Consider the following 13,530-nt stretch of genomic DNA (forward strand, 5'->3'; position numbering starts at 1 on the left):
GGTTAGAGCAATGGAATCATAATCCATGTGTCGGGGGTTCGAATCCCTCCCCCGCTACAATTCAACGGGAGAAGTTAAATGTATACATTCTTAGTATTTATTTCAGTAATAATTGCTGCATTACTGGTAATCATGATACTCATGCAGTCAAGCAAAGGCGGCGGTCTGGCCGGTACATTCGGCGGAGCAGCTAACTTTGGAACAATGTTTGGCTCAAGAAGAACGGCAGATTTCTTAAGCAAGGGCACATGGTGGCTTGCTGGAGCTCTGGTGGTCCTTACTATTATCATTAACTTATTCTTCCTGCCGGGGCAGTCAACAGTAAACCAGAGAGAAAGCGTAATTCAGAGATCTGGTAATGTTCCCACTCAGGGATCAGTCCCGCAGCAGCGTACCGCACCTCAGGGCGGCCGTTAACATTAAGTTAATTCCAAAATGAGTTTTTTCATAAAGCCCGCTACTTTGTAACGGGCTTTTTCCTTTTTAAAAAGGAATTTATCACTCCCGTGTTAAATGCGGCACTGATGAAAGACTTCCTGACTATACATAAAGCATCAATACCCCCGATAGTACTAATACTACCCATCCGGCGGCGGTTAAATATAAATTATTAGAAAAATCCTTTGAATTTAAGCTAAAAACAGCCTTTTTGAAAAAGTAGTATCAGTACTACTTTCAATTTAAAATATAAAGGCTATATTTGCCTTAAAAATGCCGGGAATTTTTCATGGATAAAAACACGGTTAAAAGCCTACTTAAAGGCTCGCTATGGAAAGAATATATCTATTGCGAGCAGTACCAGGATAAGTTTTATCTCTGTAAGGCAATCCGTGAAATCCTGCCCGAAGTATCCGAGCGCAGGATCTACCGCGCCATTGACGAGGTCAATAAAACCTTCAAATCCCCGGTACGCAAAAAGCAGTTTGTTGCAGAGTTCTCAGAAAAACTTAAGAGCTAGGGACATGCATCACCTTTTAACCATAATTACGCCTCTTCAGAAGGAACTGCATCAGTACCTGACCGTGCTCTTAAACTTCAGCAATCCTGTTTTCTTCTCGCTTCTTACGGCTGTAATCATCTTTGCCGTTATGTTTTTTGCAATGAGAAATTCAATCCTCCCCAGACAGAAAAAGATGCTCCTGGAAAAACAGGCGGCTGAAGTTAATAATATCCGCCTCATGGCAATGTTTGCCGAACTGGACCCCGATCCCGTCCTCAGGATTAACAGCTCAGGAGAAATAATCTTCATCAACCCCGCGGCTGAGAAAAGCGGCCTGGGCAATATTGTGGGTAAACCCATAACAGACGTTTTCCCTTCTCTGAAAATTAATAGCGCGGATTTTATCAGCCTCAATAAAAAAATGGAATTTGATTTTAGTTTCGCGGGCAGGTATTTTTCAGTCCATGTAAAAGGTATAAGCGACCTGCGTATTGCACAGGCTTATATGCATGACGTAAGCAGCCTGAAAGAAAAAGAAGAAGAACTGAAAGGCTTTTCAAAATATCTCCAGGAAAAAGTGGAAGAGGAAAGAAAAAGGATAGCACGCGAGCTCCACGACGACATTGGTCAGAAGATGGTAATCCTTAAGCTCAGCCTTCAGAACGATATTTCTAAACTGACAGGCAGCGACGAATCAGTTGAACTATTAAGGAACAGCAGGCTTATTGAGGGTATCTCGGGCGATTTAAGAGCTATGGCGCATTCGCTTATTCCAAGCGCGCTGGAAGAAACAGGTCTCCACTCTTCCATCATTAACCTCATAGATACTTTTGACATCCAAAGCCCCGTAAAAGGGCACGTCCGGTTTACCGGCATGAAGGAAAGGCTGAACATAAACCTTGAAATCAGCATCTTCAGGATCATACAGGAGGCGGTAAACAACATTATAAAATATTCCGGCGCAAAGGAATATAATATTGAACTGGCAAAGAAGGACAAAAGCCTGCGCATGATGATTTCAGATGACGGCGCGGGATTTGACTTAAGCGATAAAATTAAACATAAGGGAATGGGTATCAGGAACATGAAGGAAAGAGCCGAAATGCACGGCGGCACATTCAAAATAATCACCTCGCCGGGGGAGGGGACAGTAATAATGATTAATTTCCCTTTGGGAGAATAAATTATGGCAGCAGGAAGAATACGCATATTGCTTGCGGATGACCACCACCTGGTAAGGCACGGAATTGCAAGCCTGCTTGAAAGCGTTCCTAATATTTATATTGCCGGTGAGGCAGGCGACGGGCGTGAACTTATTACAAAATACTTTGACTTAAGACCGGATGTTGTGGTAACAGACATATCCATGCCGGGCTTGTCGGGCATAGAGGCGGCGGAAAAAATATTGCTGAAAGATAAAGATGCCAGGATCCTTTTCCTCTCTGTCCACGATTCCATGGAGATCGTTTATAAGGTCCTCAGGGCCGGAGGACTGGGACTGATAAATAAGACCATAGCAAAAGGTGACCTGGTATATGCAATTGAGACGGTCAATAGCGGCGAAAGATATTTCGGAAGCGGCTATACTGAAGAAAAGCTTAGCCGTATCATGGAAAGGTATGATGACGATAAAGAGGAGATTGCCGGAGATGGTCCCGAATTAACTGATAACGATCTTGAGATCCTGAAGCTTATATGTGAAGGCCTGCAGAGCGCAGAAATAGCTGAAAAGATGAACCTCAGCAAAAAGACCATAGACAAGCACAGGGCCGCGATGATGAAAAAACTTAACGTAACGAACACAGCCCAGCTGATAAGATACGCCTATAAGAACAACATTCTGGCGTAGCATAAACATTTGAGATTTATTTTAAAAGCCTTAAATTGCGGTGTTAGATATACGGAAGGTGTCGGGAAAATGAAGAAATTAAAGCAGATCCCGATGGAGTTCCGGTGTTTGCCCTTACAAAATGAAGTTATTATATTCTTATAATTCCTGTTATAAATTTCAGTAATGGAACAAACCAGTTAAAACGGAGGCTATAATGAACAGAATTTTGCTGAAGTCGATCGTTTTCACAGTTCTTTTTTCCGCATGCATACAAGCCCAATGGGTTAAAGCGGGTTAATGGGCGCGGCGCGCAGGACATAGCAGCCAAAGACAGCCTTCTTTATGCTATTTCCCAGGATGATTTCTACAGCTCTAAAGATAACGGGGCAACGTGGGACAGCCTGAGCTCGTTTACTGCCCCTGAGCCTCAGCACATTTTATTTCTGAATGATACCATATTCGTTTATGGGCACTGGAACATTGTGGCTGATACTGTAGCAGAAGTCAAGCCGTGTGTACTCCGCTCAGATGACGGAGGCCATACCTGGAAGACAATTTTATCAGGCCGCATGGGTATAGGGTCAATGACAATAAGCGGAAGGACTCTTTTCTGTCCTGTTGGACCAAAGCTTATTCTTAAGAGCACCAATTATGGAGAATCCTGGGATACTCTGTCTTTTACTACCCCTTCCTACGCCCAGGTGGATTTGCTGTTCTCACATAATAAGACGCTGTATGCGGCGCAGTTTGGCAATGGTCTGTTCAAGTCCTCAGATGAGGGACTGAGCTGGAAAGATATTTCAGGAAATCTTCAGCTGCCGGGATTACCCCTCATATTTGCCAACAGCAAATATGTTTTTCTGGAAGAAGACGGCATTTTGTACCGCTCCTCAGATGACGGTGAAAGCTGGGAGAAATTTGAAATTCCTGTTGAGCCGCGCCTGAGTGCCTATAACGCATTAGCAGCCGACAGCCTCATTTTTCTTACGGGATTCAGTAAAGGTACGACAAAAATCAAAGTATACTCTGCAAATATAAACGGTACCGAGTGGAGAGATATTACGGCGGGGCTGCCCGATGGAATAATATTATTGCCAAATGCGCTGGCGGTAAAGGAAAACTGTTTATTCCTGGCAGCCGGTAGCAATCTGTGGAAGTACGATTTAACCCAGCTGCTTGCGTCGCAGCTGCTTGCGGTTGAAAACAATCCGCCGGCTGTAAACACTTACACACTCAGCCAGAACTATCCGAATCCGTTTAACCCGGCAACTACAATCAGCTACACAATACCCAAAGCATCACATGTAGAATTAAAAGTTTACGATATGCTTGGCCGTGAAGTTCAGACGCTTATGAGCATGGAACAGACAGCCGGAAGTTACAAGGTTCAGTTTGAGGCATCCCATCTTCCCAGCGGAATGTACATTTATGAAATCCGTGCCGGCAACTTTACAAAAAACGGAAAGATGCTCCTGTTAAAGTAATCCCCCTCTAATATAAAAGCCATGGCAGAAGCTTCTTTTAGGGAGCTTCTGCCTGAGCTTTACTGTTCAGAAATTACAACATTCTGGCGTAGTAGTAATACTACCAGGGGGTATCAATACCCCCTGTTTTCCTCAAAATTCCTGACAAGTTTCTCCTTTTTAAAAAAAACTCCTTTTGTAAGTGCTTGAAATTAACGTACTTATGACCCTTTTTGTTTTACTTGTAAAATATAGTATTAGTACCATTTACATTTATTCCTTTGAGGGCTATTTTTCTCGCTGCATAATCTTAAAAGATGATTATGCCTGGTTTATGAAACTTGACAAAGGATCAGGAACATGAAAACAAAATCTCCCTTTCTAAGCTGGATTGTTGCTTTAAGCCTTTTTCTAATTCTTTCATTTAATTTATTTGCCCAGACAGAAGAAAACGGCTGGACATGGCAGTTGAACTTCTTCAAAACCAAAGCTCAGCTAAGACTTGAAAACATAATCTTAAGAAAACAGATTGAGATCCTGCAAAGAACAAATCCGAAACTACAAATAAAGAGAACTGACCGGTTAGTCTTCAGCATAATGAAAAGATCTTCTGTCTAACTGGAAAGATAAAATCTTTATCGTAAAACCTGAGACAGTAATCAAATGGCACAGAACGGCTTTCAGGTCCTACTGGAGAAGGAAAAGCAGGCACAATGGCAGAAGACCTAATATTAACAGGGAAGTAATAGATCTCATACGGCAGATTGCAAATGATAATCCTCTCTGGGGTGTGCCACGTATTCATGGAGAACTAAAGAAACTTGGATTCAACATCTCACAGTCAACTGTTCAAAGGTATATTCCTAAAAGAAATGGAAGAACAACAGGGCGGAGATGGAAAACATTCCTGAAGAACCACTCCAAAGAAATCATCTCCATTGATTTCCTTACTGTGCCGACAATTAATTTCAAGCTGGTTCATGTCCTTGTTGTAATAGAGCATAATAGACGAAAGGTTATTCACTTCAATGTCACGAAGAATCCAACAGCAGAGTGGACACTTCAGCAGATAAGGAATCTGCTCTTTGATTATGACACTCCGAAATATCTGATACGTGACCGTGATGCAAGATATGGCAGTGTCTTTACAAATGGAGTAAAGAATCTGGGAATTCAACAGATTGTAACATCCTACCGATCACCATGGCAGAACGGCTATGTTGAACGGGTAATAGGAAGCATTAAGAGAGAATGCCTGGATCATGTAATCATTCTGAATGAGGATCATTTGAAGTGTGTACTTTCTGAATACCTGTCCTATTATAATAAGTATAGAACTCACCTCGGAATCAACAAGGACTCACCTGAAGGAAGACCAGTTCAAGTTGCAGGAAAGATTAAGAAAGTTCCTGCTGTGAACGGGTTACACCACGTCTACTTCAGACAAGCTGCTTAATAAACTTTCTTTAATTGAAAAAACTTATCCTGAATGGGAAGGGGATAGCTATGCTCTCTTGGTAACAATTCAGGTGTTTTTAGAGAAATATTGACTGAGTTGATAGTTGTGAAAATGTAGAATTATTTTACTGATGAAGAATTAGTTATAATTTCGATAAAATTTCAGCTCAGATGGAGTTTTGAATAGGTTGCGCCGTGAAAAGTTTGTGAGAGACAGATGGTTTGAGATAACCATAATAGTAGAGCTTAGCCAGCAGCTATTTACCGAGTCTTGCGTGGGTTGTGGTAACACAGACTGCGAAGCGTAGACAGGAAGAATGCAGGCCGGAATAAAGTGAAGAGGATAATTAGTCCCGATATTAAAGACTTACGAGGCAGCCGACCTTTGTCCTATTAAGGGGAAGGCAGTAACAAAGTGTCCGATAATTCAGGCGAGGGCACTGCGTTGTCTCCGGGATTCGTACCTACAGCATGCATTCAATGGATCTCACAGGAACACGGGAGATCCCTTAGGGTTTCAGCACGGAGGCTGATAAAGATCAGACAAGCTCACAAAAGCAAGAATGATCAGGAAAAAGACCAAAAGGGAAGTCAGACTGACTGATAGTACTCTGAGACAAGGGAATGCCTGTTACATGGGGAAGCGGTCAGCAGAGAATGAATTCTTTCCAAGGAAACATAAGCTCCATTCAAAGGGAGGTTACGAACCTTAATTCAAAGTAAGGAAATATTCAGTTATGAAAACAAAACTGGAAGAAATAGCAGCGAAAGCTCTAAAGGAAACAAACTTAGTCTTTACATCACTAACACACCACCTGAGGAAAGAAATGATTTATGATAATCTATGTCATATTTCAAAGAATTCAGCAGTTGGTATAGATGGGATAGGTGTAGAAACTGCAAAGAAGGATTTTGACCTGTGGATAGGTGAGATGATAACTTCTGTTCACAGGAAAAGCTACAAGCCGCCAGCAGTACGCAGGGTGTGGATACCTAAGCCGGGCAAGGCTGAGAGAAGACCAATTGGAATTCCAAGTGTTGCAGACAGAGCACTTCAGAGAAGTGTAACTGCTGTATTAAATGCAATATACGAACAGGATTTCCTTAACTCATCTTTTGGAGGAAGGTCCGGCAGAAGCGCACACAATGCACTTGCCAGCTTAAACAGTATAGTGATGGGCAGGAAAGTAAACTGGGTGTTTGAGGCTGATTTGAAGAACTTCTTTGGGAGTCTGGACCATGGATGGCTAATCAGGTTTGTTGAACATAGAGTCGGAGACCCAAGAATAATCAGCCTCATTAAAAGATGGCTGAAAGCAGGAGTAATGGAAGAAGGTAAATTCCATGCAAGTGAGACGGGAACACCTCAGGGTGGATCAATCAGTGTTCTCCTGAGTAATATATACTTACATTATGTATTGGACTTATGGTTTGAAAAAGCCATAAAGCCAAGACTAAAAGGAGAGTGCTATCTCATCCGATACATTGATGATTTTATTGTATGCTTCCAGCATAAAGAAGATGCAGTAAGATTTCGTGAAGTATTGGAGAAAAGACTTGCGAAGTTCGCCTTGGAACTTGAACCAAACAAAACAAGACTTGTTGAGTTTGGAAGGTTTGCGCAAGGAAGTACAAAAGGGAAAGGCAAGAAAGTGGAGACTATCTATTTTCTGGGCTTTACTCACTATTGTACCAGAAACCGTAATGGAAAATTCACTGTAGGAAGAAAAACCGAAAAGACCAGGTTAAGAAGAAGTATTAAGAATATTACAGAAAAGATAAAGGAAATAAGGCACTGGAAAATAATAGATCAGGTAAAGAAAATAAATGAGATCCTTAGAGGTCATTACAACTACTATGGATTAGGAGGAAACCTAAGTTCATTACTCAAAGTTTACCGCAGAACCGAAAGGATGTGGGTTAAGATGCTAAGCAGCCGAAGCTGGAGAGGAAGAGTAAAATGGGAGAAATATCACGAGATAAAGAAATCGTATCCGATATTGCGTCCGAAGCTTCATATTCCATATGAGAAGATGGGACAATACGCAATGCTGTGAATCGTTCCTTGAAGAGCCAGGTGCGGGAAATCTGCACGCCTGGTTCTGTGGGGGTGGGGTTGTCAATTGGATAACCCCTCTACCCGGTGACAACATATAATTTACACACCCCGTTCCCGACTCGCCGGGACCACCCCTCTTTAATTATAAACTTATATTGAAGCCGGTGCGGAGGACGAAAATTTTATTTGAGGTGTAGGCGGCTTCGAGTCTTAGGACTGTCAGAAAGCCTGTGAAGCCTCCGTATACTTCCCAGTAGACCGGGATGTCTCCGGCTGTTTTGATGACACCTGAGTCATTCCACATCTTAAATGCGCTTGCACCGGTTATTATGCCAATGTTCATTTCGGCTAATGACCTTAAGCCGAGGGACTGAAAGATCACACTGCGCCAGTTATGCTCAACGTGAACTGCTGCCAGTTTGTCACCAACATATTCGTAAGGATTCAACCCTTTGAAGGCACCGAATGTTGACAGAAAGGCCAGTGAGTTTTCAGGAGTCAAAATGTGCTGCAGGCCGTAGGTGCCGTGTACTATTCCCCCCTCCAGCCTTACGAGCATATACGGAGGGAACATAAGTTCATCGAAGATAGTATTAAACCTGAGCTGGCAGATGGAGTAAGCTTTCAGGTAACCGAAATCGCCTCCGAGTTCTTTCAGTGAAAGATCAGTAAGAAGACTGAATCCGCTTTCAGAATAGACCTGGAATTTCAGTGGATCTGTCCCGGATATATAATTTAATGACAGCCTGTTGTCGAGACCTTCTTTAATTTCAGGATTTATTCTTTTGGCAAATCTCGAAGTAAATATCCTGTGATTGAAAATATCACTGACTGATGATTGTCTTTCTGAAGTAAAGCCGAACATCAGAGAGCGGTCAGGCGAATTATGTGAGCCTTTCCATTCCTTTTTGATATTTATATTGTAGCCTTCGGCTTTGTAGTAATTAAAAATATCCTCGAGGCCGAAAGTGATGCTCAGTGAATTCATCAGCTCGGGAAACAGTGTGATGTTATTCCATCTTTCAACCTGGCTGAAGAGTCCCAGAGTTACAAGCGGTGCATGTTTATCACCAAGCCTTAAACCAAAATAGCCGCTGCCTTCGGGTTTCTTCAGTCCGAAAGGATAAAGTCCCGATATGCCGAAAATGTAAGCGGTATCATTAGCATGGTCGTATCTGAGTCCGAGTCCAATACCTTCGACGCGGGTATTCTTAAAATTAATATAGGAAATGAAAGTCTCCGCAGCTTTTCCCCAGAAACTGTCGCCTGAATCCTTGTGCTCTCCCTGCATATCAGCATAGGTGGCCAATACTCCTTTTGCCTTAATCATTTTCTCGGGTCTTTTCGTACTGTCAAGCTCCTTATAGGCTGATGTCTCTTTGTCATTTAGTGGTATCGGGCGCAGTGAGTCTGTTTCGGCCCTGGTAAGCATTACGGGTTTAAAGACATTCTTTTTAACCGTGGTTTTACTTGTATCGCCTTCAGAAGAAGCCCCTGCAGCAGCAGTATCCCTGTAGCCGAATTTTGCAAAAGCATATTTCTGCGGAGAGAAAAGGGAATCGGGTTCGGAAAATTTTGTTGTCTGATTTGAAAAGCTTCTGAACGTCTCGAGCTCGAGTTTTTCTACGAAAAGCAGACCCTGGAAACTTAGTCCCATTGAGATATATGATTCAAGGTACTGCGGGAACCAGAGTCCGTCCAGTTTGACCTTTCTTTCAGTAAACCTGAAGCTGAGGTCAGTTATGAACGGTATTGTAACACCCTTATTGTTCTTAAGGTCGAGTCCGACGAGTGCAAAAGAGCTGTCTTCAATAAGCACCATTCCTGTGAGCAAAGGACGTATCTCGGAACGGGGAATTACGCCGATAAAATATATTAAATTTTCACCTGTTGATTTAACGTCAAGAAGCTTATAGTCATAATAATCGAAAGCATCCCGGGCAAGCGGAAGGTGAATTTTATTTCCGATGATCCTGATGGTATCCTTATAGAAATCTATTTTCATCCCCCTGAACATATTAATATTCTTATCGTTCTTCTTTATGTTTTCCGTCCTGAAGGATGCGATAGTAAATTCCTTTTCCTTATCACCTGTTTTGAAAGTTTTAAGGAAGGATTCATCTATAGACGCGATCTTACCAGCGGATTTGAAGATGCCCTTGCGGTATTCATCATATTCAAAGGAGTTAACTGACTTTATGTTATTCCCTTTATTTCTTATAGCTTTGCGGATTATCCTATAGGCCGGATCCTCGTCTTTGGAATTTATTACAACTTCGGGAAGCTCGATAGACAACGGGTCGAGTGACACCTCAAGCCTGTGGGAATAAGGGATCTGAATTCTGACCTCCTGTGACCTGAAGCCGATATAGCTTACTATCAGAGTATGACTGCCCTGCGGGAGGTCGAGTGTAAAGCGGCCCTGGTTATTGGTGGTTGTGCCTGTAGTGTTCGCTTTAAGCTGTACCGTAGCATAGGAAAGGGGCTGCTTATTAGAGCTGTCATATATAGTTCCTTCAAGAAGGAATGATTGGGCATGTGTGATGAATGATAATATTAATGTGACAAAAAGATTACGTAATAAATTAGACAACATTATAATGCTCCGGTTAAGCTGGCTCAATTGTAAATGAAAACGTACTGCCATGACCCACTTTGCTTTCAACACGGATTTTACCGCCATGCTTTTCAATCATTTCTTTACATAGCAGTAAGCCAAGGCCTGTCCCTTGTTCATTTGCTGTACCTTTTTTGCTTACGCTCTTATCGATCTTAAATAATTTATCAATTATATCTTGTTCGATTCCTATACCTGTATCGGTAACCGAAACCTCAATTATGCTATCCGATTTCCTGGCCTCCAGAATAATTCTTCCTCCAGGATTTGTAAATTTAATAGCATTAGCTGCCAGGTTTCTTACAACAGTAGACAACATATTCTTATCGGCTTTGACGAAGATCGAATTGTCTATTGTGTAATTAAACTCTATCTTCTTGTTCTTTGCAGTTTGCTTTACCAAAGAAATTGTAGGGTAGAGTTCAACCAGGAGATTAAAATCTTCCATATTAATAATCATCTGCCCGGTTTGCATTCTTGACCAGTCGAGTAAATTTTCAAGAAGCTTATACGAATTGCGGCTGAGTTCTTCAATACTGCCGATGAAAGACATTTTTTCATCTTCAGATAAAGTGTCATATTCAGATGACAAAATTTGAGAGCAGCCTATCAACCCCTGAAATGGGCTTTTAAGGTCGTGTGCAATGATAGAAAAAAACTTGTCTTTGGTTGCGTTTAACTCTGCAAGCTCGAGATTAATTTTCTTAGTCTCCTCCTCTATTTGTTTGCGCTCAGTGGAGTCGCGTTCGACAAAGAGGATGCTTGCAGGTTTGCCCTCCGGATCAGGCAAAACGGTATAGTTGAGCTCAATATAAAACCGGCTTTTATCTTTTTTAATTGCGAGGTATTCCCTTATCTTATGATCACTTTGTTCTGTAATTAATTTATGCATATTTTCAGTCAACCTGTTATGGTCAGAAGGATCAATAAAATCAAAAGCCGGTCTTCCGGTTAACTCATCTTTTTCCTCAATGGAATAGCCATACATCTGAATTAATTTATCGGACATAAACTGCATCTTTCCATCCAGTGAGATAATTCCTATTCCATCTGGAGAAGCTGAAATAATAGCCTCCAGTTTCTGGCGGCTTTGCTGCAGGGCAGCTTCATCGAGTTTGCGTTTGGTTATATCTCGCTCGACGTATAAAATACTTTGAGGATTGCCGGCTGAATCATACAATACTCTTGTATTTATATCGATATTAAAGCAGCTATTATCTTTTCTCAAAGCCAGATATTCAGTTATCTGATCAATCTTTTTACCCGAGAGCAGTTTATGTGTATTGTCGATAAGTAATTGGTGATCTGAAGGATCAATGTAATCAAAAACAGAAGTGCCCAGAAATTTTTCCATTTCCTCTACAGGATACCCATGCATTTTAACGAGTTTTTCCGAAATAAGCTGTATTTTCCCATCCAGCGACAACATTCCAATTCCATCCGGTGAGGCTGCAATAACGGCCTCCCATTTCTGGTTGCTCTGCTCGAGGGCCTCTTCAGCCAGCTTGCTTTCGGTTATGTCGGTCAAAAAGTTCAGTGTTGCCGGAGAACCTTCCCAGTCAATAAGCACAGCATTCATATAAATCCAGCGTGTACTTCCATCTTTGGTCAGCAGCCGGAAGACATAATAATTGGGAACAGCTTCACCGCGCATTCTCTTTTGATGGTTTTCGGCAAGCTGTATACGTTCTTCCGGATGGATGAATGAAGTAAACTGTGTTTTCTCAAGCTCCTCTTTCGAATAGCCTGACATATTACTGGCCATCGCATTTGTCAGCCTGGGTATCCCATCCTGAATCACTACAATAGCCTCGTTAGCGCTCTCAATGAGCAGGCGGTATTTATGTTCGCTTTTTCTGAGTTCATCTACTGTCTGTCTGTGTGCGGTAAACTCCCTTGCAAGTTCTTCATTTGCATTTTGAAGCTTTTCATTTGCTTCTGAGAGCTGAAGGGTGCGTGCGGCTACAGTTTCTTCTAGTGCTTCATTGCGCTCGGTAAGTTCCTTAAGCGGATAAACTTCGCCCTCGCGGACAAGGTAATAAGGAATTGAAATACTGCTGTGCGATATCTTCCAGCCTGATTCTTCCTTGCAGAAGATGAGCACCAGGCGTGCTGTTTCGCGTGAAAGGATATGGTCTTCAATGGGCAGGTGAATTGTAAAGAACCCTGTTGTAACCGCAACTGTATCGGAAAGCGATTGAACGGCTAGATCCTTAACTTCGATATGAATTGTTTCCTTTACCTGTGCAAAATCCTGACGTGTTATAGCTATCCATTTCTCTTTGTCCTTGACCAGAAAGTCACCGCCGCCGGTAAAGCCTGAAAAGTTATCGCTGAAGTGATTTGTGAGGTTGTCATCACGGGAAGCATACATCTTAATGTAATCTTCAAAAAGCTGCCGCACGCTCTGCCCGTCGGGCATTCTAAGCTCTCCGTTTTTGGGAGCAAATTCTTTACTGATATTCCCGCCGGGATCTGGGGCAACGCCGCCGACATGTATACGAGCGTGAATTTCTTTTTCATACATTTCTTTCAGGTTAGCATAATCCTGCTTTAGCACAGCTAATTCCTGCGAAAGCGCTGCTTTGGTTTTATTCATATTTCTATACTTTTACTGCGGTTTAGAAAAAATTATCAGCCTCTAAGGAACGGATACTGTAAAATGGTTTTTTGATTAATTGTTTTAATTTTTAGGATTTCTGATACAAGCAATATTGTATTTAAAAGTCCAAAAAATGGAAATAGTAAGCCCTGTGTAATCCCTGACGTAATGGGAATAAAACACTGAGTTATTATTCTCAAAAGCAGATGTCCTTTGACATAAATTGCAATTACTCGCCTATTTAAGACTACAGATAACTGCCTGTTCAAAACCTTGCCCATGCGAATTTAGCTAAATTTTATATCAATCTAAAGTTTTCTTTCCTTATATTCGCCTGGTAATTTTCAATAAATATTTGGAAGAGAATGGCTGCGTTCTTTCTTGAAAAATTATGCTGATCTGCAGCAAATTCTGACCAATGGGCTTCGATAAAAATAGACTGAAAATATTTGAAAGGTTAAGCATAGTTTGGACTAGCACAAAAATTCAGCTCAGAGGGAGTTTTGAATATGGACAACAATTCAGAATTTTCGCAAAAATGCACTCTTCATTAAATCTGT

At 41.8% G+C, this 13,530-nt stretch carries 10 protein-coding genes; 8 read left to right on the plus strand and 2 right to left on the minus strand.

The genetic code is table 11. The features are described 5' to 3' along the window. Nucleotides 1-78: 78 nt before the first annotated feature. The 8 genes from secG to ltrA all read left to right on the plus strand — a co-directional run bounded on the left by secG (nucleotide 79) and on the right by ltrA (nucleotide 7,749). Nucleotides 79-417 carry a preprotein translocase subunit SecG gene (gene secG, locus HF312_20430; GenBank protein ID MCU7522592.1) on the plus strand — a complete coding sequence of 113 codons (339 nt, stop codon included), beginning with the start codon at nucleotides 79-81 and terminating at the stop codon, nucleotides 415-417. Nucleotides 418-727: 310 nt separating this feature from the next. Continuing rightward, nucleotides 728-958 carry a hypothetical protein gene (locus tag HF312_20435; protein MCU7522593.1) on the plus strand — a complete coding sequence of 77 codons (231 nt, stop codon included), beginning with the start codon at nucleotides 728-730 and terminating at the stop codon, nucleotides 956-958. A 4-nt stretch (nucleotides 959-962) separates the two neighbouring features. Next, nucleotides 963-2,123, plus strand: coding sequence for a hypothetical protein (locus tag HF312_20440; protein ID MCU7522594.1), 1,161 nt, complete (start codon nucleotides 963-965; stop codon nucleotides 2,121-2,123). 3 nt (nucleotides 2,124-2,126) lie between these two features. Next, nucleotides 2,127-2,789 (plus strand): response regulator transcription factor, encoded by a 663-nt coding sequence (locus tag HF312_20445; protein MCU7522595.1) that lies wholly within the window; start codon nucleotides 2,127-2,129, stop codon nucleotides 2,787-2,789. Between the two features lie 464 nt (nucleotides 2,790-3,253). Further along, on the plus strand, nucleotides 3,254-4,255 hold the full coding sequence (locus HF312_20450; protein ID MCU7522596.1) for a T9SS type A sorting domain-containing protein: 1,002 nt from the start codon (nucleotides 3,254-3,256) through the stop codon (nucleotides 4,253-4,255). Nucleotides 4,256-4,594: 339 nt separating this feature from the next. Beyond that, entirely contained in the window at nucleotides 4,595-4,852 is a 258-nt protein-coding gene (locus HF312_20455; protein MCU7522597.1) for a hypothetical protein, read from the plus strand. A gap of 172 nt (nucleotides 4,853-5,024) precedes the next feature. Next, nucleotides 5,025-5,690 (plus strand): transposase family protein, encoded by a 666-nt coding sequence (locus tag HF312_20460; GenBank protein ID MCU7522598.1) that lies wholly within the window; start codon nucleotides 5,025-5,027, stop codon nucleotides 5,688-5,690. Nucleotides 5,691-6,429: 739 nt separating this feature from the next. After that, a complete protein-coding gene (gene ltrA / locus HF312_20465) occupies nucleotides 6,430-7,749 on the plus strand; it encodes a group II intron reverse transcriptase/maturase (GenBank protein MCU7522599.1) in 1,320 nt (439 codons plus the stop codon). Between the two features lie 144 nt (nucleotides 7,750-7,893). Here the strand turns inward: ltrA and HF312_20470 are convergent, their stop codons facing one another. Then, nucleotides 7,894-10,347: a carboxypeptidase-like regulatory domain-containing protein gene (locus HF312_20470; GenBank protein MCU7522600.1), complete on the minus strand. Its 2,454-nt coding sequence runs from the start codon at nucleotides 10,345-10,347 to the stop codon at nucleotides 7,894-7,896. 13 nt (nucleotides 10,348-10,360) lie between these two features. Further along, a complete protein-coding gene (locus tag HF312_20475; protein MCU7522601.1) occupies nucleotides 10,361-12,967 on the minus strand; it encodes a PAS domain S-box protein in 2,607 nt (868 codons plus the stop codon). Nucleotides 12,968-13,530 lie beyond the last annotated feature (563 nt).

It is taken from the genome of Ignavibacteria bacterium (genome assembly GCA_025612375.1).
Lineage (GTDB): Bacteria > Bacteroidota > Ignavibacteria > Ignavibacteriales > SURF-24 > JAAXKN01.

Bases quoted from the DNA above. Each gene is read 5' to 3' on its own strand.
- secG (MCU7522592.1), top strand. From the start codon at position 79: ATGTATACATTCTTAGTATTTATTTCAGTAATAATTGCTGCATTACTG.
- HF312_20435 (MCU7522593.1), top strand. From the start codon at position 728: ATGGATAAAAACACGGTTAAAAGCCTACTTAAAGGCTCGCTATGGAAA.
- HF312_20440 (MCU7522594.1), top strand. From the start codon at position 963: ATGCATCACCTTTTAACCATAATTACGCCTCTTCAGAAGGAACTGCAT.
- HF312_20445 (MCU7522595.1), top strand. From the start codon at position 2,127: ATGGCAGCAGGAAGAATACGCATATTGCTTGCGGATGACCACCACCTG.
- HF312_20455 (MCU7522597.1), top strand. From the start codon at position 4,595: ATGAAAACAAAATCTCCCTTTCTAAGCTGGATTGTTGCTTTAAGCCTT.
- ltrA (MCU7522599.1), top strand. From the start codon at position 6,430: ATGAAAACAAAACTGGAAGAAATAGCAGCGAAAGCTCTAAAGGAAACA.
- HF312_20470 (MCU7522600.1), bottom strand. From the start codon at position 10,347: ATGTTGTCTAATTTATTACGTAATCTTTTTGTCACATTAATATTATCA.
- HF312_20475 (MCU7522601.1), bottom strand. From the start codon at position 12,967: ATGAATAAAACCAAAGCAGCGCTTTCGCAGGAATTAGCTGTGCTAAAG.